Origin of the sequence: Psychrobacter sp. SWN149 (assembly GCF_015864565.1) — a bacterium.
GTDB lineage: Bacteria > Pseudomonadota > Gammaproteobacteria > Pseudomonadales > Moraxellaceae > Psychrobacter.
Map to the genome: position 1 here is coordinate 17,168 of NZ_JADYWX010000009.1, position 24,889 is coordinate 42,056.

A 24,889-nucleotide genomic window follows, 5' to 3' on the forward strand; every position below is an offset into this window, starting at 1 on the left:
CACTATTTGACTGAAAAATATAATAGATGATGACGGTATGGATAACTGTGCCATATTCTTTTTAACGACCCGAGGTTTTCATGTCTACCCCTACTGCGATGCCAGCTTGTCTCTATATCGTTGCCACGCCGATTGGTAACTTAACCGACATGACACCGCATGCCATTGATGTCCTAAAGCAAGTCGCTATTATCGCCTGCGAAGACACCCGCACTTCAGGTAAGCTGTTGTCACATTTTGGTATCGATACCAAAGGCAATAAAGCTGATGAGGCAAAAGACTCAGCGTCTCCTAACACTAAAAGCCATGCTTCAGATAACGCAGATGATGATACAACGACAAAGCAAAAAGGTCACAACAAGCTGTGGGCGTATCACGAACATAATAGCGCGATTCAGACACCCAAGATTATTGAGATGATTCAGCAAGGTCACTCGGTCGCCTTGATTAGTGACGCGGGTACACCTCTGGTCAGTGATCCAGGGTATCAGCTGGTACAAGCAGCACATGATGCTGGTGTGACGGTATCTCCTATCGTTGGTGCATCGGCGGCGATTGGTGCGTTGTCAGTGGCAGGACTACCCTCAGATCGCTTTAGCTTTATTGGGTTTTTACCAGCCAAAACTCATGGTCGTCAAAAACAGCTCGCAGCATTAATCGAACGTACTGAAACCCTGATATTTTATGAAGCACCGCATCGCATCATATCTAGCCTAGAAGATATGACTGAAATATTTGGTGCAGACCGCGAAGTCGCTTTTTGTCGTGAATTAACCAAAACATTTGAGACAGTTCGTAAGAGCACACTTGGTGATCTAGTCGAGTTTGTCAAAGCTGATGACAATCAACAACGCGGTGAAATCGTTGTGGTGGTCGCAGGTGTCAGCGTGGCAAAAGACAGCGATGACATCAGTATTCATGACAAATTATTGCACAGATTGTTAGAAGACTTATCCGTTAAAAAAACCGCTGCATTGGCCGCTGATATCACAGGCGTCAAAAAGAATGCGCTCTATCAGCGCCTATTAGAATTACAAGCTGACTAATTTTTAATAAAAAATCATGTCTATAAATCAATTTAGGAGAAATAAGCAATGTACGATGTAATGGCAATAGGTAATGCGCTGGTTGATCACGAATATGTACTGTCGGACGCAGCCCTAGAAGAAACTGAGCTGACCAAAGGTAATATGACACTGGTAGGTATCGAGGAGCAACAGCAATTACTGGCCTACTTTAAGCTGGCTAACATTGAGCCGTCAAAACAAGCGGGCGGCGGATCAGCAGCCAATGCGATGTATGCCTTTGCAAGTCTAGGCGGCAAGCCTTTTTATGCCTGCCGCGTCGGTGATGACGATCAGGGCGCATTTTACCTCAGAGACTTGCACGAAGCAGGCGTGGCTACCTCAGATGAATCTATCCATGAGGGCGGCGTGACCGGCTCATGTGTGGTCGCGGTCACAGAAGATGGCGAGCGTACCATGCAGACCTATCTGGGCACTTCAAGCGATATCGCCGCTGATAATGTCGATTTTGATGCGTTGACGCAAGCAGAATGGCTGTACTTGGAAGGCTATCTGGCGATGTCTGAGAGCATCCAACCCGCGATGACGCAGTTACGTCAACAAGCAGGCATTCATAATGCAAGAATCGCGGTGAGCTTCGCTGATCCTGCGGTAGTAAAATTTGCCAAAGACGGCTTGCTCAACATGCTGGGCAATAAAGTCGCGGTGATATTTTGCAACAGTGAAGAAGCCAAGCTATTTACGGATGAGAAGCAAGTTAAAGCTGCTGCACGTGCCCTGCTTGAGCATTGTCAAACGGCTGTTGTAACAGATGGCGCAAACGGAGCCGTTATCGCCCACCAGTCAAATGATGAGGCCGAGATTGAGATTTATGAGATTGCGACGCCAGTAGTGGCCAATGTCATCGATACCAATGGCGCAGGTGACAACTATGCTGGTGCCTTCCTCTATGGGTTGTCGCAGCAGTATAGCTTGCCAGAATGTGGTCGTCTTGCCAGCGAGATATCAGCGCAAGTCATCCAACAGTTTGGGCCACGACTTGCCTCACAAGATTATCAAGATATCGCTCAGCGCGTCCTATAGTCACTCCTATATAAAGTAGATACGGTTTCAAAACCGTTCATGCTAAAAAAAGCTCCTATCGCATTCGATAGGGGCTTTTTGTTTTTCGTTTGATTGAAACAGCTACTTCTCAGACCTGTTTCTTAGTGCTGCGTCTCTATATTAGGCACCAGCCAACGCCTGCTCTAAATCGGCTTTGATGTCTTCAATATGTTCGATACCAATCGAGAGTCGTACCATATCTGTACTCACGCCTGCATTGGCAAGTTCTTGCTCATTTAACTGGCGATGAGTGGTCGTCGCTGGATGACAGGCCAGTGATTTGGCATCACCAATATTGACTAAGCGAGTAATCAGTTGCAGTGCATCGATAAAGCGCGCGCCTGCTTCCAGACCGCCTTTAACACCAAAGGTTAAAATACCAGATGGCGTGCCTTTCATGTATTTTTTGGCAAGCTCATGCTCAGGATGGTCAGACAGACCCGCATATTTAACCCAAGCGACTTTATCATGGTCACGTAGATATTCAGCAACAGCCTGCGCGTTCTGCACATGACGCTCCATACGTAGACTCAATGTCTCCATACCTTGCAAGATACCAAAAGCATTGAGCGGGCTAAGTGCCGCGCCAGTATTACGCAGCGGTGCCACACGAGCACGAGCGATAAATGCCGCTGCGCCCACGTCTTTGACAAAGTTCACACCGTGATAGCTGTGATCTGGCGTGTTTAATAATGGGAAACGCTCAGGATAATCACCCCATGCGAATTTACCGCTATCGACAATCGCGCCACCAATCGAGGTACCTGTACCACTCATGTATTTGGTCAGTGAATGAATCACAACATCCGCACCAAACTCAAACGGACGACATAGCGCAGGCGTTGCAACCGTACTATCAATCACGACTGGCACGCCATATTCGTGAGCAATATCACTTAATGCCTGAATATCTACGATATTGCCCAATGGATTACCGATGCTCTCAGCAAAGACCATCTTCGTCTTATCATCGATTAGATTACGAATCGCTTCAGGATCTTTGTGGTCAAAGAAGCGCACTTCGATGCCCTGACGCGGCAAAGCATGGGCAAATAAATTATAAGTACCGCCATATAGCGTCGACACAGCAACGATATTATCACCCGCTTCACAGATGGTCTGAATCGCATAAGTAATCGCTGCCATACCAGAGGCCACGGCAAGCGCACCAATACCGCCCTCTAGTGCTGCGACTCGCTCTTCTAGCACAGAATTGGTCGGATTCATGATACGGGTATAAATATTGCCGGCAACTTTTAGATCAAATAAGTCTGCACCATGTTGCGTATTATCAAAGGCATACGAGCTGGTATGATAAATCGGCACGGCGACGGCTTTGGTGGTGGGTTCAACGCTATAACCCGCATGAATCGCTAAGGTTTCAAGACGTTGAGAGGTCTCTGATTTTTGGGCTGCTTGCTGGTCTGCTTGTCCATCACTCATTATATATTCCTTTATTTCGATAAAAGTTATTAATCAATAATCTACCACTGAAAATTCAGCTAAAAAACAATCTACCAAATCATAGCAATAAAAAAAGCCAAGTTCATCAAAACTTGGCTTTTTAATTAAAATAACTCTTTGCTATTACTTAAGTCTGTAACTTGCAGCTAGGATTTTATTTGTAATAAGCGTTTTCTGTGCGAGTGTGATCGGTCTCATCAATCACTTGCGTCAGCTCTGGTATCTGCTGCTTGAGCTGTACTTCAACGCCTTGACGCAAGGTCATGTCGACTGCTGAACAGCCTTGGCAACCACCGCCGAATTTCAATACTGCCGTGAGGCCAACCCCTTCTTCATCAATCAGTTCAAGCAACTGTACATCACCACCATGCGCGGCCAGACCTGGATTAATTTCCGACTGTAATACGTAGTTGATGCGCTCTTCAACACTGGCATCAGCACCCACTTTCGGTACTTTAGAGTTTGGTGCGCGGAAGGTCAGCTGACCACCGAAACGGTCTTTATTATAATCGATGACCGCATCTTCTAGATAAGGTACTGACGACGCCTCGATAAAGGCCGAGAAATTTTCATAAGTAAAGCGCAAGTCAGCGCTGTCTTCTTCGCCCGGCTGGTTATAAGCCATGCAGCACTCTGCACGCGGGGTACCCGGATGCTCAACGAAAATACGGACGCCAATGCCATCGGTGTCTTGCTTAGACAACAAATCTGCCAAATATCCTTGAGCAGACTCAGTGATGGTGATGTTGCTTTTTGCTTCAACTTGCTCAGTATCTAGTGCTGATTCATAACCTGTAGATTGGTCTAGTTGGCTATCAGCTTGGTTTTGCTCACTCATAATCTTTCCTATGCGTTATGACACAAATGCTATATCTATTATGGCTACTGTGTCGTGAATTTGGATTTTTTAAATTTCTACGAATGATATAAGTTATATGAGCCATCAATGGTTGGTATTTATTATTGTATGACACTGACCGCAATGCTCACAAAAATTTATCCGTCTATAACGGTCATTATACCTGAATCGCACCATAATTCCGACCGCGCTACTGTGAATTGAATCGCCACCGCTACAAATGGTTGTCATTGATTTTTTTAATGACGCTACTGAGTGACGGACAAATAAAATACTCAACCCAGATAAAAACAGACATACCTGCTTGGTGTAATAGGCGATAAGTTATCCTCTATATAAAGACAGTAGTATCACTTATCAAGCACACAAAAAATCTTTCACGCATCTAGCAATAAGATAAATAAGTAAAGACAGTGGTGAGATGCTGCACGCTTTGAGAGAGGACAGTTGCATATTGAACGTGCGATACCGTTCACATCTCGTCCGAGCAAGTCATTTAGTTTTGACGTAGTATTGATAGTTTGAATAATTTTGTGCACTGGCTTTATGAGCATGGTAGCTTTTGATGCCCTGGTATAAATATGACGTATTTTTCGGATAGGATGATTTTTATGACGACACGGACGTTGCACTTAATAACTACCAAGGATGATGAGAAAATTGCCGTTTGGAAAGTAGTTGATACTTTAGAAGACGGTACTGTAGCCCATACGTTAGAAAACAGCTTGCCTAGTATAAAATCTCAAAACATATTTCTGACGCACGGGACTTTCTCTGACAAGCAAACCTGCCTAAAAATTGCTGAGTATTTAGCGAGTCTGGGGCATCACTGTTACATCATGGAATGGCGTGGTCATGGTGACAGCTCAAAACCCACCAAAAAATTCAATTTTGAGACGGTTGCCACTTATGATTATGAAGCAACTTTTCGCTATTTTTTTGAGGAGTTAAAACTCGATAATCTGCACTGCGTCACCCATAGCGGTGGCGGTGTTGGTTTGATCATGTTTTTGATCCAAAATCCGCAGTATGTCGCAAAGGTCAATAGCATCAGTATGTTTGCTTGCCAAGCTTATGGGGCGGTCACAAACCCTCTCAGCTACACGAAAATCCTTGCAGCCAAACTGGTCACAAAAGTGGTTGGTTTTATCCCCGCCAAACAGTTCAAAGTCGGCCCATTTAACGAGAGCTACTACACAATGACTCAATGGTATGACTGGAATCTGCAAAAAAACTTTAATAGCAGCTTCTTGAACAAGGCTGATTTTGATAAAAGCGATACGAATACAGATGAAGCGAGCAGAAGCATTCAACAGCAAAAAAATACTGGCAATGACTTTATTGACTATCGACAGTATATGCCAAAAATTACCACGCCTATTTACGCCATCAGTGCGAAAGGCGATAACTTCATCTCTCCCACTCACGGCTGCCGTTTGTTTTTTGATGGCTTCGACCGTTCAACCAATGTTTTTAGAGAATACTCGCTCAGCAATGGAGACTTGGACGATTATACCCACAGCCGCATCATGATCAGCCGCAATGCTGCCACAGAAATTTGGCCAACCGTGACGGCATGGATAGAGAGACATGCAAGCTAGCGATGCTCGTATTGCCATATGCATTGACCTTATTGGCTTGTCGATAGGTATTATGGCGTTTCAATAGAGATGAGGACACACCCTTAAACATCTTTGTACTTGTCAGCCAGTCACAGGCTGTGTCAGTATTAGCGTCATCAATTTTTAACCAATAAAAATAAGTCGTAGGAAAATGGCGTCTATGAGTGAATTATCAGAGCAAAATCCAGATAAACAAAGCGCAGACAATCAGGACAAACAATACTATCGTTATTTGGTCTTTATTGGACGCTTTCAGCCATTTCATGCTGGCCATAAAGCCGTTATTGATGAGGCGCTTAAACGCTCGGATGAGGTCATCATGCTCATTGGCTCGGCCAATTTGCCACGCAGCTTACGCAATCCATTTAGTGTCACTGAGCGTGCCGCGATGATTAAGGGCGCTTACTCAGCATCAGACGCTGCGCGTATCCACTGCGTTGGGCTAGACGATGCTCTCTACAATGACACACGTTGGCTACAGTATGTCCAAGCGGGTGTAAAATCTGTCACGGGTGACTTGCAAACAGATATCGGCCTGATTGGACATTCAAAAGACAGCTCGTCCTACTATCTGTCACTATTCCCCAATTGGGCATCGGTGTCAGTGCCCAACTACCATAACTTATCAGCCACTCCTATCCGCGACAGCTATCTCATGGGGGCCACGCCGACCCCTGAGCGCACGCCTGAGTCAACACGCAAAGTGCTCAACGATTTCAAAAAAACTGACGACTATCATCAGTTGCACGAAGAAGCCGACTTTATCGATAAATACAAAAGACAATGGGAATCAGCACCTTATCCACCCACCTTTATGACTGCCGATGCGTTGATTGTACAGTCAGGTCATATCCTCTTAGTTGAGCGGCGCAGTATGCCAGGTCGCGGATTGTGGGCACTACCGGGCGGGTTTTTGAACCCAAAAGAGACGTTGTTTGACGCCTGTATTCGTGAACTACGTGAAGAGACACGCCTCAAAGTGCCTGAGGCTGTATTGCGTGGCTCTTGCCACAGTCAGCATACTTTTGATGATCCCTATCGCTCAGCACGCGGTCGTACGATTACTCAAGCCTTTTATTTTCAACTGAAAAATGATCCAAAAGGCTTGCCAAAAGTAAAAGGCGGTGATGACGCTGCCAAGGCGTTTTGGTTACCATTGGCGGAGCTTGACGCGACCATGATGTTTGAAGATCACTATGCAATCATCACTAAAATGGTTGGGTTGTAGCGTCATTTTCTATCATGATTTATCACTCTTATATGCCATTTATTAGCACCTGAGTCGATAGACGACGATGGTTTATCGCCGCCACTGTTCTTTTATCAAAGCAGGGACGGCATCTCAAAGCAGAGGAGTTCTGTGATGTACACCAGCAATCTAAACAACCTAATCTTAAACAGCGACAGCTATAAAACCTCACATTGGGTGCAATATCCAAGCGGGAGTGAATATCTGTCAAGCTACATCGAAGCGCGTAAAGGCGACTATGATGTGGTGTTTTTTGGCCTGCAAGCCTTTATCAAGGAATACCTAAGCACGCCTATCACTCACCAAGATATCGATGAGGCCGAGCTGGTCATTCAAGCACACGGCTTGACATTCAATCGAGCAGGCTGGGAGCATCTGGTCGACAAACATGACGGCTACTTGCCATTACGCATCGAAGCCGTCCCCGAAGGCAGCATCGTACCCGTATCTAACGTGGTTTGTCAGATTACCAATACTGATCCTGAGTTTTATTGGCTGCCAAGCTATATCGAAACGGCACTATTACGTGCGATTTGGTATCCGTCGACGGTCGCTAGCGTCTCACGTTACTGCAAAGACATCATCCGTCAGGCGTTAGAAAAATCAGCAGACAACACAGAGTCTCTGCCTTTTCGCCTGCATGATTTTGGCGCGCGTGGTGCCTCAAGCCAAGAGAGTGTGTCACTCGGTAGTTTGGCACATTTGGTCAACTTTGCTGGTACGGATTCGATGACCGCGCTGGTTGCTGCCAGTCGTTGGTATCAGATGGGTAAAGACATGCCCGCGTTCTCGATTCCAGCGGCTGAGCACAGCACCATGACCGCATGGGGACGTGATGGAGAGACCGCTGCGTTTGCCAATATGATTGAACAGTTTGGCGGCACAGACAAAGCGTTTTCGGTCGTCTCTGACAGCTATGACTTATGGAACGCGATTGATAATATCTGGGGCGATACCTTAAAAGAAGACGTCAAAAACATGGGTGGTACGCTGGTCATCAGGCCAGACAGTGGTGAGCCTACCAAAGTGGTCCGTGAAGCCTTAGAGCGTCTAGCGGTGAAATTTGGCACGACTATAAACAGTAAGGGCTATAAAGTACTGCCCGATTACGTGCGGATTATCCAAGGTGATGGTATCAGCGCACAAAGCTTGAGCAATATCATCGATGTGGTCATGAAAGCAGGCTTTAGCGCAGAAAACGTGACATTTGGCATGGGCGGCGGACTGCTACAACAAGTCAACCGCGACACCATGAGTTGGGCGATGAAATCTAGCGCTATTTGTATCGATGGTGTATGGAAAGATATCTACAAAGACCCTATCACCAGTCGCTCAAAGCGTTCGAAAAAAGGACGATTGGCACTAGTAAAAGACGACAGCGGCCAGCTCAAAACCATCAAGCAGCAAGAAATGAGCGATGTGGCGGACAACCTATTGCGTGATGTCTATATCGATGGCCAACTATTGATTGACGACAGCCTCACGACTATTAGGGAACGTGCAGGATGGTAGATACCAGCAAACTGACTTCTGTTGCAAGAGATGTCTTACTTGCCCCTGTGTATTTTTATCAGGGTCGTAAGATTAAACGTGATACGGTTCGCCTGCCTGAGCCAAACGGTGAGCGGCACGGAATAGTTGAGTTGAGTTGCTCAACCAATAGCCTATCGGCTGATCGCAAGCAAACGCTCAATTTAATGGTCGTGGGTGACTCAGCAGCAGCAGGTGTCGGCAGTCAAACGCAGCAAGAAGCACTGGTCGGCAAGCTCATTCCTATATTGGCAGATAACGAGCATATTCAATCTAACTTTGCTCAGCTGAACTGGTCGCTGCAAGCGACGACTGGCCATACCAGCTTTGATATTTTGCGTCGGCTTTATATTTTACCTGCCCCTACCCATCCTATCGATGTGATGTTGCTGAGTGTGGGCGTCAATGACACCACCGCTAATGTCTCTATTTATAAATGGCAACAGCGTATTGAAGACATTATTGCTATTACTCAACGTAAATTTGGCGTACGTGAGCTAATTTTTTTGAGCTTACCGCCGATGGCACAAATGCCTGCAATACCTGCACCACTCAATAGTTTTGTGGGTGCAAAAGCGTCAATACTGGACGGTATATTGCAGCGAGCCTGCTTAGCTCATGACGGGGTTACTTATATGGCAACTGACTTTAGCCGTATGATGGAGGAGCATGCCAATGGATCACCGATTGATATCACGGTCATGTTTGCCAGCGATGGCTTTCATCCTAGCAGCCTTATGTATGGCTACTGGGCGCAGCAGGTAGCAGAGACCACTGTTCAGTTATTGGCATCATAGACTACCTAAATCTTGATGCCACTCATCTTCAAAACGTCATTTTAAAAACAAAAAAACCGCTGAATAATCAGCGGTTTTTTATTGCTTAGCAAAATACATTTACACCATGAGTGTAAATTATTCAGCAGCGTCTGCAGCTTTCTTGCTACGGCCACCAAAAGCGCCAAAGCGTTTGTTGAAGCTTGCAACACGACCTTCAGTAGAGCTCTTACGTTGCTCGCCTGTGTAGAACGGATGCGACGCACTTGAGATATCAAGTGGGTAATACGGATATTCTGTACCTTCGTATTCACGAGTCGTTTTGGTTTTAACAGTTGAACGAGTCAAAAAGAACACGTCAGCGTTAGTGTCATGGAATAAAACTTCTTGGTAATTAGGATGGATATCTTTACGCATAATATACTCTCTAGGTCCGATGTATGTACAACGTCTAGATACAGCACCATTGATGATGTATCAAACAAATAACGACATACGTAACTGAGGCACTAAGGACATTACAAGTATGGCAACTGCATCACTGGCTTATTCCAGCATCCAATACCACGCTTCTGCTCGCTTAGCCTTTCCCCAGCGGGAAAATCAAAACGCGATTTTAACGGTTTTTAGCACTCAACGCAAGCCGTAGTTGTCATACACATAGTTGATAAGTTATCACTAATCAGATGAGTCCATCGAGATAAAACCCAGATGTTAGTACAACTATTTTTTATTTAAATTAAATAATAAACAACTTAATTTTAAATAAATTACTTAATTGATAGTTTACTCTCTAGCGCTTATCTATCAGCTGTTACTCATATATTTAGTCAGTGGTCAGGCAGTTATGTTAACTCTATTTACCAATGCTCTAATCATTGTACTGGCTATTTGCTGAAATTCATTAAACACTACTATAAAAACGATCACAAAATCGCTATTAGTCAGCATAAACGGTGAACGAGTACAAAAGAGAACAAAGTGAGTCCAACCGCCCTCTAACGCCAGTCTCTTTCAATCAAAGCGAAAAGGTAGCCCTACTATGTGGGCGGCTTTTTAGTGTTTTGCAAATACTCCTACGCTCTAATCTATATATTCATTATTTAACATAAAAGGTTTTTATATACTTGAAGGCTTCATAATTTGTTGTTATATTCATATATAAGGATTTACGAATATATAACGCAAGACTGAGGGAGCAGCAACGTGGATACAGTTCAAGTAGAGTTTATAGCGATAGATACCGACTGGGACAAAAAGGTCTCAAACCATCATTTTGATATATATCATTTATCTGGTTGGATTCATGCCTCAGCGACTGTTGATAAAGGCAAACCCCAAGGAGTCATTGCCCACTATAAAAACAAAGAAGTGCTGTTACCTATCATCATAAGAGACATCGACTCGACATGTTGGGACGCTACTTCTACTTATGGTTATGGTGGTCCTTTAATGGATAAAACCTTCACGGATGCCGAAATAGATACCGTCCTCGATGAGATTAAAGGCTTTCTTTTTGAAAAAGGCTGTGTGTCTCTGTTTATGAGGCTGCACCCAATCATTAATAAGGAATGGATTCCTACGGTAGGCAAAGCACTGACCCATGGTCTAACCTTGATGTCTGATCTGAGTAAGTCTGAAGAAGAACACTGGAGTGAAACTCAAAATCGACATCGCAGGGGCATCAAAAAAGCATTAAAGATGGATGTCGTGACAAAAACAGAGTATCTAACCAAAAAAAATGCCATGATGTTCTCGAGCATTTATAAAGAGACGATGTTACACGTCAAGGCGAGCGACTATTACTTTTTTGATGATGATTATTTTTTCAACTTGCTTGAGCATCTTCAAGATAAGATACTCTTGATAACGGCTTATCAAGACAATGAAGCCATCGGCTCCTCTATCTATACGATTTGCGAAGAATCCGGCATTATGCAGTTTCACCTTGGCGGTACACTCAACGCCTACACTCACCTGCAACCGTCCAAACTCATCACTCATGTAGCACGAGACTGGGGTCGAGAGAGCGGCTATAAAGTATTACATCTTGGTGGCGGTGTCGGCTCTAACCTAGACTCTTTGTATGAATACAAGAAAGGATTCAGCTCACAAGAATTAATCTTTAAGACTTACCGACTTGTCGTCAATGCAGAAAAATATTCAGATTTAGTAGCAGATATCTGGTTTACCGAAAGTGATTTATGCTCTGATTTCTTTCCTTTGTATAGAAAAGAACCTACGAAAGAAGAAGTGCTTGAAATCGATCAAGCAGAATCCTTGGCAACCCTATCGTAGTAGAGATAACGCTTGTACTGTCATAAGTACTCAATAAGACAGCGATCACATTTTAAATCTAAATAAAAAAGCAGCCCTATGATAGGGGCTGCTTTTTTTGTCTCAATATAATGCTATTAGATATTACTTGAGCGTATGTTACTTGCTTGGAACAATATGCCAAACACCAAACTTGTCATCGCCGTTTTTGTCACCGACTTTTGTGTCATTGGCATAGAAATATAACGGTTTACCATTCATTGCCCACTGATACTTACCGTCTTCACGCTTGACTGCCGCAAACTGGCCAGATGCTTTTGCATTGCTTGGTGCCATGAAGATTGGCCAAGCAACTTGGCAAGCCGCACCGCAATCTGACTTGTTTATTGAGTCTTTATCAAACGTATAAAGCGTCATATGATTGGTCGCATCAACCAACATACCGTTTTTGCTAGTGACTGGCGCAGTATTATTGCTGGTCGCTTGGACTTCATGCGTGCCGGACATATCGTTACCAACCGCATTCTTTAATGTTGTACAACCTGTTACTGCCAATACGCCTGTTAATGCCGATAACATCATGATATTTTTCATAGTAACTTCCTTGTCATGTTAATAGTTGTAATAATAAATTTTATGAGTTTTTTGATTTAGATATTTTTTAAATCAAACCATATTGAAAGCAAAACTTATACCTTACTCAAGCGAGAAAAATATAGCATATGATTTTAGGCTATTTAGATCATCGATATGTAAACTTACAAAAGTGGCTAGCGCTTACAAAACGAGTAAACAACGGGCTTTTTGGCTACAGAAAACTGACCTTACTATACCTTTCATATTGTCCATTTCTAATCTCTAACTGATGCTCATCTACATATGTAGCGTCTGGAACTTAATGCTCCGTTGACAAAACTCATGCATCCCCTTACGTATTTGCCATCATATTATCTGTAGTTATTCGTAAAATAGTCTTATAGAAATGAAGCACGACTACACAATAGATAGATTACTCACAGATAGTGTACCCACTTCCGCTCATACATAAATGTTGAACTTAGCGACCTTCGCACGCATATCAATAGCTATAAGACATTTAACGATTACACCGAGCATAGCCTGATGCAAATGCTACTAAGGATATAATGACGACAATGACTCAGTCTTCTAATAAAAATCGCGCTCACTCTGGCAAACAAGACGCTGCTTTTGATGTCCTATATTACGGCGCCAAAAATAACACCCCTACCAAACGTGTTGGCATTTTGGGTGGCGGTACTGCGGGGGCAACGATTGCTATTCGCCTTGCAGCACTAGGACTTGAAACCCATTTGTTTGAGAAGAAAAAATCCCTTATCGATGGCCCGCCCATGTGTCATTTGCATGCTGGTGGTAATTTGTATCGCGAGATACCCGATGAAGATTGCGTGGCACTGCTCAAACAGTGTATCGATATACTACGCCTCTATCCTTATACCATCGATGTTCGTCCAACCGTGTTTGCGGTGCCGACACGCGACGAAGGGTTGCCTGAGGACTTGTTACCGCGCTTGGATATTTTGACAGAGGCTTACCGTGAGCTGATTGAGCAAGACAGTAACAATAAGGTATTGGGCGATCCTGAAGATTACTATCAGCTTTATAGTCATGAGCAATTGATCGAGCTGTCTGAGCGTGAACAAGTTGCTGTGCCCAGTACAGTCGATGAATGGGTGATACCAGTTGCCAGATATTTGGACTTAAATAAAGTCAAGTTTCCATTGATTGTCGTACAAGAATATGGCTGGAACATTTTTCGCTTGGCCGCCTCTGCGCAATTGGCGCTACAAGAATATGACCATGCGCATGTCTTTACCGATACGACTGTACAAAAAGTAGTGCCGGTAGATTGCGAGAACTGTACCAACGCTGACCACCATGTCACCAAATGGCGCATTGACTATCAGCAAGCCAATAGCATGCAAGCTGAATCTATCGAAGTCGATTATTTGGTCAATGCTTGTGGTTTTCGTACAGGTATCATCGATGATATGGTCGGGGTTGAAGTCACGCGTATGGTTGAGTTCAAATCCTCTTATGTCACGCACTGGGGTGATGCAGGTGGACAGATACCAGAGATTATCGTCTATGGTCAACGAGGTACGCCAGAAGGCATGGCACAGCTGACACCTTATCCTGGTGGCTACTTTCAGATTCATGGCATGAGTAAAGCCATTACCCTCTTTAATGATGGTTTGGTGGCATCTAACACTGATAGCGCACAGCCCAAGCTACCGCAGCAATACGTGCATTATATCGAAGATGGCTGGGACAAAGCTCCCCTACAGGCACGTAGCCAGCAAGCGATTGAGTATATTGCTGAGTTTGTACCGACATTTAATAGTGCCCGTACGGTCGGTAATGCGCTATACGGTGGGCAGCAGATTCCTGGACAAGATGATACGTTGCGAGTCGCTGATGTGAGTTTGTATTCCAATATACGCTACGCTCGTGCAGAGAACGTCAAAGCTTCCTCAACCTTAATCGCGGCGGATCAAATCGTCAACGAGCTAACGGAGCTAGGTTTAATAAGCAACGACACACCGATGAATCATAGTCGTTATGCACATGAGTGGTCATATCTCGCACACAATGATAGCTTAGCGGTTGATAAAGTTGCACGGGTACTCGCTGAACAGCGTGGGTTTCCCATAGCGATGGCGGATGTCAATCACAGCATTTGTGGAGCGGTGTTGGATGATCTATCACCTGCTGATGTATAGCCATTATCATGCATTGCTAAGATTTTTTGAGATTCTGATAGTGACAGAAAAATAGCCGTAAAAAAGGAGCAGACAACCATTATTTGGTTATCTGCTCCTTTTTTTAATAGGGCTCAATACTGTTGAGCCCACTATTACCGCTGTAGATTAATAGTTTTGATATGGCCTAGCTATTACTACCAGCCATTTTTTTTGTATCTATAGCGTCATCGATGGTCACTACTGTCTGTAGGATATCAATCGCCGCGCCAATCGTGTTACAAACTACCAGGCGATCAAGGTCTTGCTGCTTCATAAAACCTTGCTCGGTGGTATATTTTAGATGCTCAATCAGTTTGTCATAAAACCCATTAATATTGAGAATAATCATGGGTTTTTCGTGCTGATACAGCTGACGCCACGTGGCGATTTCCATAATTTCTTCTAGCGTACCTAAGCCGCCCGGCAAGGTAATAAATGCATCGGCATATTCTGCCATGACTGTTTTACGCGTGTGCATGGTGTCTGTCAGGTGTAAACGTGTCAAATCTTTATGTGCGATTTCGTGTTTTAACATAAAAGTCGGAATCACCCCAACCGCTTGTGCCCCGCCATCAATCACCCCATCTGCTACTGCGCCCATCAGGCCAATACTAGCGCCGCCATAAACCAAGCCCATGCCACTATCAGCCAATGCTTGACCCAAGTCACGCGCGGCTTTTTCATAAATATCACTATTGCCCAAACGCGAGCCACAATATACCGCAACCAAAGGCATGGTCAGCATTGACTTGTCTACCGCTTTTTCAATATTGCTAATATCTTGGCTAGTAATGACTTCATAAGTGTCGTTATCGATTTTCATTTGCATATAGTTTCCTTAATTTTTGTATCAGGTGGTATTGAGTGCTTGTTATTAGTGAGGATCATATACCGACCCCTTAATTGATATTGTCATGCACATGATTTAAGAGAGGGCACTCAGTCAAGTGTTACAAAACTTGGAAGTCATATTTGAGCGCCTGCCTCGCCAGCATTTATCTTAACATAAGCAATGCTACCATATAGTCACAACGATTTATCACTATGCAACGACTACATCTCCAAGATAGTTATTTATGGCTTATCGCAGTTCGATAGTCATTATCTACTCATAAAAAACCTAAGGTATCACAATGGATAATAACAGCGCTTCTTTGACTACAGAGCATTTAGATACTATGACTGACAGCCATCTGAGTGGTCAAAACAATACTGATGCTGCTGCCAATGTCGACACTTACTCACTAACCATCATGACCGACCGCAATCAAACATTGGCAGCCACTGTATATCGTCCAAGCGATGCGGTAAAGACAGCGATTATGATAGCTCCAGCCACAGGCATTAAACGCCAGTTTTATCATAATTTTGCGACTTACTTGGCAGAGCATGGCTTTGGCGTGCTGACCTTTGATAACGAAGGTATCGGTGAATCGCTAACCACTGACTTGGCCAAATGTGATGCATCGCTGATTAGCTGGGGACGTCATGATATGCCAGCCGTATTAGACGCTTTGCAAGATGAGTTTGCAGATGCCGCTTATCATCTTATCGGTCATAGTGCTGGTGGTCAATTGATTGGTCTCATGCCCAATCATAACGTGCTTGCCTCAGTATTTAACGTAGCCTGCTCATCAGGGCAAATCAAAAACATGGCCATGCCGTATCGAGCCAAAGCCATGTTTTTTATGGATGCGCTTATTCCTATTGCCAATTTAACGCTGGGCTACACGCCTTCGGACAAAATGGGGATGGGTGAGCCATTGCCATGCGGTGTGGCTCGTCAGTGGCGTGAATGGTGCAATGGCGCAGGCTATATCAAAACCGCTTTTGGTAAAAGCATACACACGCATTTTTATGATGAAATCAGCATGCCAGCATTATGGCTCGGCTTTAGCGATGACGACATTGCCAACAGTGAAAACATGGACGATATGATACGGGTATTCACGAGAATGCCCATAGAAAAACGCTTTTTAGATCCCAAAGATTTTGGGGTTAGTAGCATTGGTCATATGCGTTATTTTAGCAGTAAGACCAATGCAAAAGCGCCTGCACTGTGGCAGATGGCCGTTGATTCGCTGCGCAAAGCTGAATAGGATGGTGAAAGCTCAGAAGTTGTGAAGGAGTTTTTATGACTTAGCATCTTTGGTTTTTTCTACTTCTATACGCTTGGTCAAAGCAGAATGTAGCGACGGCTGCATATTATGAATATTGCCTATCATCCATTTCACATAGCTGATGGGCACATCATTGATCGGCTTGCCTTTATGTTTGCCAAAGGGCATCTTACTGACCGGAGTCGCCTTATTGGAGATGGCATGTGCTGCCGCAAAGTCCGTCGGTGCAATCTTTAGGCGCGTACAACATGCTTGATAGAGCAGATAGCACATCCGTGCATCGCCAAGCGCATCATGAGCAGCAATCGTCATTGTACTCGCCTCGCCCTTACCCAATAACTGCTCGATACACTTGGACTGACCATAAGCACTCCATTCTGGAAAGGCGGCGCGCGCGAGTCTCACGGTACAAATCAGCTTGGCTAACGGCCTACCAATTACGCGCCAATCAAAGCGTACATTATGTCCAATCAAGTACGCTGGCAGCTCAAACTTATCTAAATCAAAACGTTCCAGACCAGCCACATCTTCATCAGTAATGCCATGCACTTTTATAACAATGGGCGATATCGAGCGACCACTATTAAAGTATTTCATCCACTCAAATCCAGTTGCCACATTGATAGTGGCAACTTGGATAGGTCTGGGATCACGGCCCTGATCTGTTTCAGTATCGATAATAAGTGCCGTTTCAGCCGTAGTAGCAGCGTCCGTATTGTTCAAAGCATCATTCATAAAATATTAGCCATCAGTAGCAGCCCTTGTCGCTCAACAGAAGCATTGAGTAGGTAAGATTATATTTACTGTACTTATGTTTAACCACAACTGTATTTATGGGGATAAAAACCATAGATAACAATGCGATACATACCTTTGTATATAGGGCTTTTATAATAGGGGCTCAGACAATGTCAAACAGATAAGAGACATCAATGCTAGCAGATGGGAAAAACCAACAACCCACGCCTTCTTTTTTCAGTCGTATACTAAGCGTACTGATTAAGGCCATTGTATTGCTGGGGCTGTTATTTGTCTTTGATAAGCTGCTGCCTAGTATCAGCCAACAGACCCAATCGTTTGTGGTTGCCAAGTGGCAGCAGCTAAGTCTATTGCAGCAAGAACTGCCGACAGAAAACAGCCTACCCAGTCCGCTACCAGAGCAAAATCTGACCGATACGTGGGGCGCGGCACGCAGCCAAGGGCGCTCGCATGAGGGTATTGATATTTTTGCAGCCCGAGGCACACCGATACAGTCGACGACACAAGGAATCGTGAGAAAAGTTGGTGAGAATACATTAGGCGGACGTGTGGTAGTGGTCGTTGGTCCTGGCGGCGCAGGACATTACTATGCGCATTTAGAGGATTATGCTGATATCGCGCCCAATGACTGGGTTAATAAAGGCGATGTTATTGGCTACGTGGGTGATAGCGGTAACGCGAAAGGCACACCGCCCCATGTCCATTACGGCATTTATATCAATGGCAGCGCGGTCAATCCTTACCCGCTTTTGCAAAAAGACTAGAGTCTGCACTCACTCTGAGCATGACGCTCTAAATAGGTTGAGGTTAAGAATGGCTGAATTTAAATAATACCAGTTGAGCACAGTATTAATTTGTCGCAGCTGATCGTACATAAGCGTCTGGAAATACCACGCTAAACGTCGATCCTGCTCCTTCTATTGAGTCAATCTGCAAGTGCGCTTCATGTTGATGCAGGACGTGCTTCACGATAGCCAGCCCCAGCCCTGTACCACCTGTGGCACGGCTGCGGCCTTTATCGATACGGTAGAAGCGCTCTGTCAAACGGGCAATATGCTCTGGTGCAATACCCAGCCCATCATCTTCGACTGCGAATCGGCACCCATCCGATGTCCGCGTCCAACTGATGGTAATATTGCCACCTTTTGGCGTATATTTAATCGCATTAATGACCAGATTAGACAAGGCACTGTTCAAGTACATCTCTGATCCATATAGGCCGTCATAGGTATCTATTTGCAAATGAATGGTGTGCTTGTATGCTTGGTTATAAGCCTGCGCATCATCATAGATATTGGTCAGCAGCTTGGTCATATCTATATGGTTAAATTCATGCGTCTCTTCGATCTCGATTTTAGACAATAGTAGCAGGTCATTGACGATTCGGTTCATGCGAGCAGTTTGCTGAGTCATTAGCTCAAAACCGCGACGCCAATGGGGCGGCATATCCGGCTGATCAGTGAAGTTTTCTAAATAGCCTGTCATCACTGTCAATGGCGTACGTAGTTCATGCGAGACATTCGCCACAAAATCTTGACGCATTTGCTCTAAATGCTGCAAGCGAGTCACGTCATAAATAAACAACAGCTTCTCGTCACCGAAAGGCGTGAGCTCACACTTTAGATAGCGACTGGGATCGCGCCATGATTCTATATGGACGCCATCGTTAGGCAGGGTTGTATCCTCGTAATACTGACGGAACGCAGGCACTGTAATAAAATCAAAAATGCTCTGGCCTTTGTCATCTGGCTGTAACGACAGTAAACTCTGCGCCGCCTGATTCCACCACTCTAGACCATCATCCTCATTGAGCAAAATCACCGCATCTCGTAGTGCTAACAGTGCGCTTCTGATTTTTTGTAATTGCGCTGCTGCATCTTGGTTAGCGATTGGTACTACGCTCTCTTGCTTATTTTCTGCTGGCGCACTCTTTTCCATGTCTCATCCTTACCACTATCCGCTATCTAGTATGACGGCGGCATGTTTTATCCAAGAGTCACTATAGTCATTCCACTATAAAATTATTACTGCGTTAACCTCGCTTGAAATATTTCATATACATCTGCACTCGGTTGCCTTGTATTACTTTTAAATTGAATCGACTATATACGGAATTAACTTGGCTCAATAATACTAGAGAATCGATAGCCTGTACCGCGTACCGTTTGTATCAATGTATCACAGTCATAAGGGCGCAGTAATTTACGTAGGCGTTTGATATGCACATCGATGGTCCGATCTTCGATGTAGACGTTGCCGCCCCACACCTGATCAAGGAGCTGTGTTCGTGTATAGGCACGCTCTGGATGGCTCATAAAAAACGCCAACAAACGATATTCTGTTGGACCCACATCCACGATTTGACCAGCAGCGGTCACGCGCTGACTTTTGGTATCGAGACTCAGCTTTCCGACCTCTATTGGTTTATCACTACTGAGCGCACTACTACGGCGCAGCACTGCCTTTATTCTTGAGATCAACTCACGCGTCGAGAATGGCTTGGTCATATAGTCATCTGCGCCCGCATCGAGGCCATGCACTTTACTATCCTCTTCGCTTTTGGCAGTCAACATAATGACGGGAATCTCGGAGAGCAATTCGTCGTTTTTGAGCATACGACAAAAATCAACGCCGCTCTTATCTCCAGGTAGCATCCAATCAAGCAAAATCAGTGATGGCCTGTGATCGACCACTTGCTGATGCGCCTCTGACACGTCAGCGGCTTGCAAGCTCTCAAACCCCGCCATTTCTAGCGTCATTACGACCATTTCCCGAATCGCTGGCTCATCTTCAACAATCAAAATTTGCTCATTATACATACGATATTCTCAGTGTTAGAGGGCACAATCTATTATGTAAAAGGTGATAGTCGCTCACCAGTCTCTATCTATTAAACGGATTAATTATGACAGCTTCATGACACTTAACGCTTAGACATCGAGTAAAAAGTTTAGTGGTCCATCATTAACGCTCGACACTTGCATATCAGCGCCAAACTGACCTGTCGCCACGTTTGGATGCTGAGTCTTGGCATAAGCGACCAATTGTGCAAATAGCGCTTGAGCCATATCAGGTGCCATCGCCGCGCCAAAGTCAGGACGACGGCCTTTGTCCGTCCTTGCCATCAACGTAAATTGTGAGACTAAGAGAAGGCCACCGCCGACTTGCTGGACGTTTTTGTCCAGTTTACCAAATTTGGCAGGATCCTCGGCATTTTCAAAGATACGATAGGTCAAAATCTTATCAATCATACGCTGAGCAGTGGCAAAGTCATCTTCATGACCCAAGCCAATATAGGCCAATATGCCATGCTCAATATCACCAATACACTGTTCATCGACAGTGACACTGGCACGGCTCACTCTTTGTATAAGTGCTTTCATTTACTCATTCCTTAACAGATTATGGTCAGACAATAATATGCTGTCCATGATAAAATACTGACATTCACTTGCCTATTTATTATTACACCACATCCTATTTTGGTAGCTCTATTATGAATGTATTTACCACCTTACAACAGCTGGTGCCGCAGCAAAAGCTGAGTAAAGTCGCTGGACGTCTAGCTGCTAGCCGCCACCCTTATGTCAAGCGTACCTTTATCCGTGGCTTTGCCAAAGCTTATAATATCAGCTTGGACGAGTATGAGCGCCAAAGTCTCAATGCGTATGAGAGCTTCAATGACTTTTTTACCCGTGAATTAAGAGACGATGCGCGCACCATCGATGCCACTGCAAATGGCATTGTTAGTCCTGCTGACGGTATCATCTCTCAGATCGGAAAGATCGAAGATCACAAACTGTTACAGGCCAAAGGTCGTCATTATGATGTCGGCCAACTGCTTGCGGATAGCGAAGATGGCCATTATTTTGCTGATGGTAGCTTTGCGACTATCTACTTAGCACCTAGCAATTACCACCGTGTTCATATGCCGTTTTCTGGTACCTTGACCAAAACGCGCTACGTACCTGGTACGCTGTTTTCGGTCAATAATACTACTGCGGCTAACGTTCCAGACTTGTTTGCACGCAATGAGCGTCTGGTCTGTATGTTTGATACCAAATATGGCAAAGCTGCTGTGGTAATGGTTGGTGCGATGATCGTCGCTGGTATCGAAACCGTCGCAACTGGCAAAATTACTCGTACTGACGACATTCAAGAAGCCGATCATGATATGCCGTTTGCCGCAGGTGATGAGCTTGGACGCTTCTATCTAGGCTCAACCGCTATCGTGGTCATGCCAAAAGCAGCAAAATCGGACTGGCTAGACAGCATGCAAGCCGATAGCATCGTACAAATGGGACAGTTACTCGGCACAGCCAACGCGTAGTACACTGACGGTACTGATACCCATAAAAACAGAGCCCAATCACGCATGACAGATCATGTATGGTTGGGCTTTTTTAGGTCAGTCAATCATATCCGTACTAGGCATCAATCAACCACCCTTGCTGGGTCGCGTAGTCAATATTCTTTGAGAGCCAATCATGGATAGGTGGAAAGCTGTCTTTGATAAAAGCAAGTGCTCCAGCCACTTGCGAACGCGTAACCTTAGCGTCCACCCACGTTTTTCCTTCAGTGTTGAGATTGAGTAAAAATGGCAATAAGCGATCGACAACTCTGAGCAGCTGGCTCTCTTTGCTATCGCCTGTTTCTTGTGCTTCCCAAATCTCGCCTAACTTAGCAATTCCGTTGCCCCTTTCTGCTTGCAATCGAGCTATACCTTCGCGCTCTTCGATGTGCGCCTCACTACGACTGTTTGCGAATAAAAACGTATCACCCGCATCAATCTCACCCAAGTCATGTACTAATGCCATTTTAAGTAGTTTTTCATGGCTGACATCTAGCTCAAACTGCTCAGCGATTGACCAACATGCCATGGCCAAATGCCAAGAATGTTCAGCAGAGTTTTCATGGCGAGTCGTATTCGTTACATAGCTGCGGCGATTAACGCGTTTAAGCGCATCAAGTTCTAATAAGAAATGGGTGACATCATCTATGTCGATATTTGCAGCAGATTTTGGGTTGGTTAAGGATATAGAGCTGGCTTGTAACATTGGTTTTCTCTGGTTATGTGTTTTTAACGTTGATAAATTTCGATGATAATTTTTTGCGGTGATGATTTGCTTCGATAATTATTTTTTTCAATGATTGGTAAGCTATAACTACTAGCAAAAAAATAGCGCTTATTGTATCAAGCGCTATCGATTATGAGTTTGCAAATAAATGATTGTTTTATTATTTAGCCATTTACTTAATCAGATTGCTAATAGTTTTGAATGCAGGGTCTTCACTGCTACGGCACAGCTCAAACAAAATGGTTTCGACCGTCGTAATCACCCCGCCAGCACGGCGAATACGGCGGATGGCTTGCTTTTTGTCATAAGGAAAACGTGATCCAACGGCATCTCCAATGATAACTGGCTGCATACCATTATCCAGCAAATCAAGCGCGGTCTGTAGCACGCAGACATGGGCTTCTACCCCAAACAACAAAACAACGCTACGGTTCTGCTGTGCTAAATGGTTCCATGAGTCCTTGTTATCACAAGCGCTAAACGTGACTTTTTCAAAGCCCTTGGCGTTATTACCTTCTAATACTTCCCGTACCTCTGGCAAGGTATCGCCCAGTCCTTTTTTATATTGCTCATTGAGCATGATGGGAATATTAAGTGCTTGCAGCCCTTTGATTAGAGTGACTGTTTTTTTGACGATATTTTCGTGATCATAGATATGCGGTGTTAGGCGTTCTTGTACATCGACGATCATCGCTTGGGTGTCTTCGCGAGCGATTCGATAAGTACGATCGGTAATCATAGTAGACATAGCACACTCCTTGTACTGACATTTATCATTAAAATCTATGTTAGTTCTATTATTTATATTATCCCTATTAAGCCAACTCTTATTTAGTCACAGTTTCATGAATGCGTCAATGGAGATAATTTTTAATCATGGTACATGTGCTCTTTTTGACCTCGAAAATTATTCATTGGCTAAGTATTGAGTTACCCATAAAAAAACCTCCAGCCATGATGACTAGAGGTTTTATTTATTAGCAAGTAGCTGCTTATTGCATATTCAAATCATTGAGCATTCAAATAATATTGTTTACATCAGTGATGACAATATTAGACACGCTCAATAATAGTAGCAATACCTTGGCCAAGACCGATACACATCGTTGCTAGACCGATTTCAGTATCCGACTGCTCCATTGCGTTTAGCAAGGTAACCGTGATACGAGCGCCAGAACACCCTAGTGGATGACCTAATGCAATCGCGCCACCGTTGATGTTGACGATGTCTTGCTTGTCGGTCAAGTTCAACGCTTTCAGTACTGACAAGCCTTGAGCTGCAAATGCTTCGTTTAGCTCGATGGTTTGCATGTCACTGATGCTCATGCCAGCACGCTTAAGTGCTTTTTGGGTCGCAGGTACAGGACCATAACCCATGATAGCAGCATCACAACCAGCAACAGCCATGCTACGAATACGAGCACGTGGCTTTAGACCTAGGTCTTTGGCTTTTTGTGCACTCATGACTAGCATCGCAGATGCACCATCAGACAATGCAGATGAGGTAGCGGCAGTAACCGTGCCGCCTTTTGGATCAAACGCTGGACGTAGCTTTTGCATTTGCTCCATCGTTGCATCTGGACGAATTACTTCATCAACCGTGCACAGTTGCAGACGACCCGCAGCATCATGACCTTCGATACCGATGATTTCATTGTCAAAACGACCTTCGGTAGTTGCAGCCCATGCACGGCGATGTGACTCAAGACCGAAAGCATCTTGCTCTTCGCGAGTGATACCATTCATACGGCCCAGCATCTCAGCAGTCAAGCCCATCATGTTTGACGCTTTTGCATAATGCTTAGAAGCAGCAGGGTTTAGATCAACACCATGCATCATACCGACGTGGCCCATATGCTCAACACCACCGATGATAAAGATATCACCTTGGTTGGTCATGATTTGCGCCGCAGCGGTATGAAGTGCCTGCATAGAAGAACCACACAGACGGTTGACCGTTTGGCCACCAGCCGTTTTTGGAATACCAGCTAGCAGACCGATGTTGCGACCGATGTTTAGGCCTTGCTCTAGCGTCTGGTTCACACAGCCCCAGATAATGTCTTCGATGTCATTGGCATCAAAGTCATTACGTTCTACTAAGGCACGTACCAATTCAGCTGACATACTATCAGCACGTACATGGCGGAACATACCGTTTTTGGTTTTGCCCATTGCCGAGCGTACGCCATCTACGATGACCACATCTTTTGGACTTAAAGTTGTCATACTATCTTCCTTTTCAA

The 24,889-nt window shown here is 44.6% G+C and carries 23 protein-coding genes; 11 read left to right on the top strand and 12 right to left on the bottom strand.

Annotated elements, in window-relative coordinates:
• The first annotated feature begins 80 nt into the window (after positions 1-80).
• Complete coding sequence (gene rsmI, locus I6E86_RS12935; protein ID WP_197177805.1) at positions 81-1,046, top strand: 16S rRNA (cytidine(1402)-2'-O)-methyltransferase; 966 nt, start codon at positions 81-83, stop codon at positions 1,044-1,046.
• 48 nt (positions 1,047-1,094) lie between these two features.
• On the top strand, positions 1,095-2,108 hold the full coding sequence (locus I6E86_RS12940; protein ID WP_197177806.1) for an adenosine kinase: 1,014 nt from the start codon (positions 1,095-1,097) through the stop codon (positions 2,106-2,108).
• A 141-nt stretch (positions 2,109-2,249) separates the two neighbouring features.
• Here the strand turns inward: I6E86_RS12940 and I6E86_RS12945 are convergent, their stop codons facing one another.
• Together I6E86_RS12945 and nfuA are read right to left on the bottom strand one after the other, a co-directional pair.
• A complete protein-coding gene (locus I6E86_RS12945; protein WP_197177807.1) occupies positions 2,250-3,572 on the bottom strand; it encodes an O-acetylhomoserine aminocarboxypropyltransferase/cysteine synthase family protein in 1,323 nt (440 codons plus the stop codon).
• A 175-nt stretch (positions 3,573-3,747) separates the two neighbouring features.
• Complete coding sequence (nfuA, locus tag I6E86_RS12950) at positions 3,748-4,431, bottom strand: Fe-S biogenesis protein NfuA (protein ID WP_197177808.1); 684 nt, start codon at positions 4,429-4,431, stop codon at positions 3,748-3,750.
• Between the two features lie 632 nt (positions 4,432-5,063).
• Here nfuA and I6E86_RS12955 point away from each other — a divergent pair.
• From I6E86_RS12955 to I6E86_RS12970, 4 genes are all read left to right on the top strand, one after another.
• Entirely contained in the window at positions 5,064-6,053 is a 990-nt protein-coding gene (locus I6E86_RS12955; RefSeq protein WP_197177809.1) for an alpha/beta fold hydrolase, read from the top strand.
• Positions 6,054-6,234: 181 nt separating this feature from the next.
• Positions 6,235-7,302, top strand: a complete 1,068-nt coding sequence (locus I6E86_RS12960; protein WP_197177810.1) for a bifunctional nicotinamide-nucleotide adenylyltransferase/Nudix hydroxylase — start codon at positions 6,235-6,237, stop codon at positions 7,300-7,302.
• A 135-nt stretch (positions 7,303-7,437) separates the two neighbouring features.
• A complete protein-coding gene (locus I6E86_RS12965) occupies positions 7,438-8,835 on the top strand; it encodes a nicotinate phosphoribosyltransferase (protein WP_197177811.1) in 1,398 nt (465 codons plus the stop codon).
• On the top strand, positions 8,829-9,650 hold the full coding sequence (locus I6E86_RS12970) for an SGNH/GDSL hydrolase family protein (protein WP_197177812.1): 822 nt from the start codon (positions 8,829-8,831) through the stop codon (positions 9,648-9,650). The genes I6E86_RS12965 and I6E86_RS12970 overlap by 7 nt, the downstream gene beginning before the upstream one ends.
• A gap of 117 nt (positions 9,651-9,767) precedes the next feature.
• Here the strand turns inward: I6E86_RS12970 and I6E86_RS12975 are convergent, their stop codons facing one another.
• Positions 9,768-10,046 (bottom strand): type B 50S ribosomal protein L31, encoded by a 279-nt coding sequence (locus I6E86_RS12975; RefSeq protein WP_194365264.1) that lies wholly within the window; start codon positions 10,044-10,046, stop codon positions 9,768-9,770.
• A 789-nt stretch (positions 10,047-10,835) separates the two neighbouring features.
• Between I6E86_RS12975 and I6E86_RS13860 the strand changes: the two genes are divergently transcribed.
• The gene (locus tag I6E86_RS13860) at positions 10,836-11,927 is read left to right on the top strand and encodes a GNAT family N-acetyltransferase (protein WP_197177813.1); all 1,092 of its coding nucleotides are present in this window, start codon (positions 10,836-10,838) and stop codon (positions 11,925-11,927) included.
• Between the two features lie 138 nt (positions 11,928-12,065).
• Here the strand turns inward: I6E86_RS13860 and I6E86_RS12985 are convergent, their stop codons facing one another.
• A complete protein-coding gene (locus tag I6E86_RS12985) occupies positions 12,066-12,500 on the bottom strand; it encodes a hypothetical protein (RefSeq protein WP_197177814.1) in 435 nt (144 codons plus the stop codon).
• A 551-nt stretch (positions 12,501-13,051) separates the two neighbouring features.
• On the opposite strand from I6E86_RS12985, the gene I6E86_RS12990 reads away from it, so the two are divergent.
• Positions 13,052-14,668, top strand: a complete 1,617-nt coding sequence (locus tag I6E86_RS12990; protein WP_265090695.1) for an FAD-dependent oxidoreductase — start codon at positions 13,052-13,054, stop codon at positions 14,666-14,668.
• 166 nt (positions 14,669-14,834) lie between these two features.
• Here the strand turns inward: I6E86_RS12990 and I6E86_RS12995 are convergent, their stop codons facing one another.
• Complete coding sequence (locus tag I6E86_RS12995; protein ID WP_197177815.1) at positions 14,835-15,518, bottom strand: TIGR00730 family Rossman fold protein; 684 nt, start codon at positions 15,516-15,518, stop codon at positions 14,835-14,837.
• A 304-nt stretch (positions 15,519-15,822) separates the two neighbouring features.
• Here I6E86_RS12995 and I6E86_RS13000 point away from each other — a divergent pair, with 304 nt between their 5' ends.
• Positions 15,823-16,788: an alpha/beta fold hydrolase gene (locus I6E86_RS13000; protein WP_265090696.1), complete on the top strand. Its 966-nt coding sequence runs from the start codon at positions 15,823-15,825 to the stop codon at positions 16,786-16,788.
• 33 nt (positions 16,789-16,821) lie between these two features.
• Here the strand turns inward: I6E86_RS13000 and I6E86_RS13005 are convergent, their stop codons facing one another.
• A complete protein-coding gene (locus I6E86_RS13005; protein WP_197177816.1) occupies positions 16,822-17,544 on the bottom strand; it encodes a putative quorum-sensing-regulated virulence factor in 723 nt (240 codons plus the stop codon).
• A gap of 197 nt (positions 17,545-17,741) precedes the next feature.
• Here I6E86_RS13005 and I6E86_RS13010 point away from each other — a divergent pair, with 197 nt between their 5' ends.
• Positions 17,742-18,332, top strand: a complete 591-nt coding sequence (locus tag I6E86_RS13010; protein WP_197177817.1) for a M23 family metallopeptidase — start codon at positions 17,742-17,744, stop codon at positions 18,330-18,332.
• An 85-nt stretch (positions 18,333-18,417) separates the two neighbouring features.
• Here the strand turns inward: I6E86_RS13010 and phoR are convergent, their stop codons facing one another.
• From phoR to dtd, 3 genes are all read right to left on the bottom strand, one after another.
• Complete coding sequence (gene phoR, locus I6E86_RS13015; RefSeq protein WP_197177818.1) at positions 18,418-19,506, bottom strand: phosphate regulon sensor histidine kinase PhoR; 1,089 nt, start codon at positions 19,504-19,506, stop codon at positions 18,418-18,420.
• 176 nt (positions 19,507-19,682) lie between these two features.
• Positions 19,683-20,387, bottom strand: coding sequence for a phosphate regulon transcriptional regulator PhoB (gene phoB / locus I6E86_RS13020; RefSeq protein ID WP_197177819.1), 705 nt, complete (start codon positions 20,385-20,387; stop codon positions 19,683-19,685).
• A 111-nt stretch (positions 20,388-20,498) separates the two neighbouring features.
• Entirely contained in the window at positions 20,499-20,951 is a 453-nt protein-coding gene (dtd, locus tag I6E86_RS13025; RefSeq protein ID WP_197177820.1) for a D-aminoacyl-tRNA deacylase, read from the bottom strand.
• Between the two features lie 113 nt (positions 20,952-21,064).
• Between dtd and asd the strand changes: the two genes are divergently transcribed.
• Positions 21,065-21,898: an archaetidylserine decarboxylase gene (gene asd, locus I6E86_RS13030; RefSeq protein WP_197177821.1), complete on the top strand. Its 834-nt coding sequence runs from the start codon at positions 21,065-21,067 to the stop codon at positions 21,896-21,898.
• Positions 21,899-21,995: 97 nt separating this feature from the next.
• On the opposite strand, the gene I6E86_RS13035 is transcribed toward asd, so the two are convergent.
• The 3 genes from I6E86_RS13035 to fadA all read right to left on the bottom strand — a co-directional run bounded on the left by I6E86_RS13035 (position 21,996) and on the right by fadA (position 24,872).
• A complete protein-coding gene (locus I6E86_RS13035) occupies positions 21,996-22,625 on the bottom strand; it encodes an HD domain-containing protein (protein ID WP_197177822.1) in 630 nt (209 codons plus the stop codon).
• Between the two features lie 193 nt (positions 22,626-22,818).
• Positions 22,819-23,394, bottom strand: a complete 576-nt coding sequence (locus I6E86_RS13040; RefSeq protein ID WP_197177823.1) for an isochorismatase family protein — start codon at positions 23,392-23,394, stop codon at positions 22,819-22,821.
• A gap of 305 nt (positions 23,395-23,699) precedes the next feature.
• Positions 23,700-24,872, bottom strand: coding sequence for an acetyl-CoA C-acyltransferase FadA (gene fadA / locus I6E86_RS13045; RefSeq protein WP_197177824.1), 1,173 nt, complete (start codon positions 24,870-24,872; stop codon positions 23,700-23,702).
• Between the last annotated feature and the right edge of the window lie 17 nt (positions 24,873-24,889).

Coding starts and splice junctions, on each gene's coding strand:
- rsmI (WP_197177805.1), top strand. CDS start 81: ATGTCTACCCCTACTGCGATGCCAGCTTGTCTCTATATCGTTGCCACG.
- I6E86_RS12940 (WP_197177806.1), top strand. CDS start 1,095: ATGTACGATGTAATGGCAATAGGTAATGCGCTGGTTGATCACGAATAT.
- I6E86_RS12945 (WP_197177807.1), bottom strand. CDS start 3,572: ATGAGTGATGGACAAGCAGACCAGCAAGCAGCCCAAAAATCAGAGACC.
- nfuA (WP_197177808.1), bottom strand. CDS start 4,431: ATGAGTGAGCAAAACCAAGCTGATAGCCAACTAGACCAATCTACAGGT.
- I6E86_RS12955 (WP_197177809.1), top strand. CDS start 5,064: ATGACGACACGGACGTTGCACTTAATAACTACCAAGGATGATGAGAAA.
- I6E86_RS12960 (WP_197177810.1), top strand. CDS start 6,235: ATGAGTGAATTATCAGAGCAAAATCCAGATAAACAAAGCGCAGACAAT.
- I6E86_RS12965 (WP_197177811.1), top strand. CDS start 7,438: ATGTACACCAGCAATCTAAACAACCTAATCTTAAACAGCGACAGCTAT.
- I6E86_RS12970 (WP_197177812.1), top strand. CDS start 8,829: ATGGTAGATACCAGCAAACTGACTTCTGTTGCAAGAGATGTCTTACTT.
- I6E86_RS12975 (WP_194365264.1), bottom strand. CDS start 10,046: ATGCGTAAAGATATCCATCCTAATTACCAAGAAGTTTTATTCCATGAC.
- I6E86_RS12985 (WP_197177814.1), bottom strand. CDS start 12,500: ATGAAAAATATCATGATGTTATCGGCATTAACAGGCGTATTGGCAGTA.
- I6E86_RS12990 (WP_265090695.1), top strand. CDS start 13,052: ATGACGACAATGACTCAGTCTTCTAATAAAAATCGCGCTCACTCTGGC.
- I6E86_RS12995 (WP_197177815.1), bottom strand. CDS start 15,518: ATGCAAATGAAAATCGATAACGACACTTATGAAGTCATTACTAGCCAA.
- I6E86_RS13000 (WP_265090696.1), top strand. CDS start 15,823: ATGGATAATAACAGCGCTTCTTTGACTACAGAGCATTTAGATACTATG.
- I6E86_RS13005 (WP_197177816.1), bottom strand. CDS start 17,544: ATGAATGATGCTTTGAACAATACGGACGCTGCTACTACGGCTGAAACG.
- I6E86_RS13010 (WP_197177817.1), top strand. CDS start 17,742: ATGCTAGCAGATGGGAAAAACCAACAACCCACGCCTTCTTTTTTCAGT.
- phoR (WP_197177818.1), bottom strand. CDS start 19,506: ATGGAAAAGAGTGCGCCAGCAGAAAATAAGCAAGAGAGCGTAGTACCA.
- phoB (WP_197177819.1), bottom strand. CDS start 20,387: ATGTATAATGAGCAAATTTTGATTGTTGAAGATGAGCCAGCGATTCGG.
- dtd (WP_197177820.1), bottom strand. CDS start 20,951: ATGAAAGCACTTATACAAAGAGTGAGCCGTGCCAGTGTCACTGTCGAT.
- asd (WP_197177821.1), top strand. CDS start 21,065: ATGAATGTATTTACCACCTTACAACAGCTGGTGCCGCAGCAAAAGCTG.
- I6E86_RS13035 (WP_197177822.1), bottom strand. CDS start 22,625: ATGTTACAAGCCAGCTCTATATCCTTAACCAACCCAAAATCTGCTGCA.
- I6E86_RS13040 (WP_197177823.1), bottom strand. CDS start 23,394: ATGTCTACTATGATTACCGATCGTACTTATCGAATCGCTCGCGAAGAC.
- fadA (WP_197177824.1), bottom strand. CDS start 24,872: ATGACAACTTTAAGTCCAAAAGATGTGGTCATCGTAGATGGCGTACGC.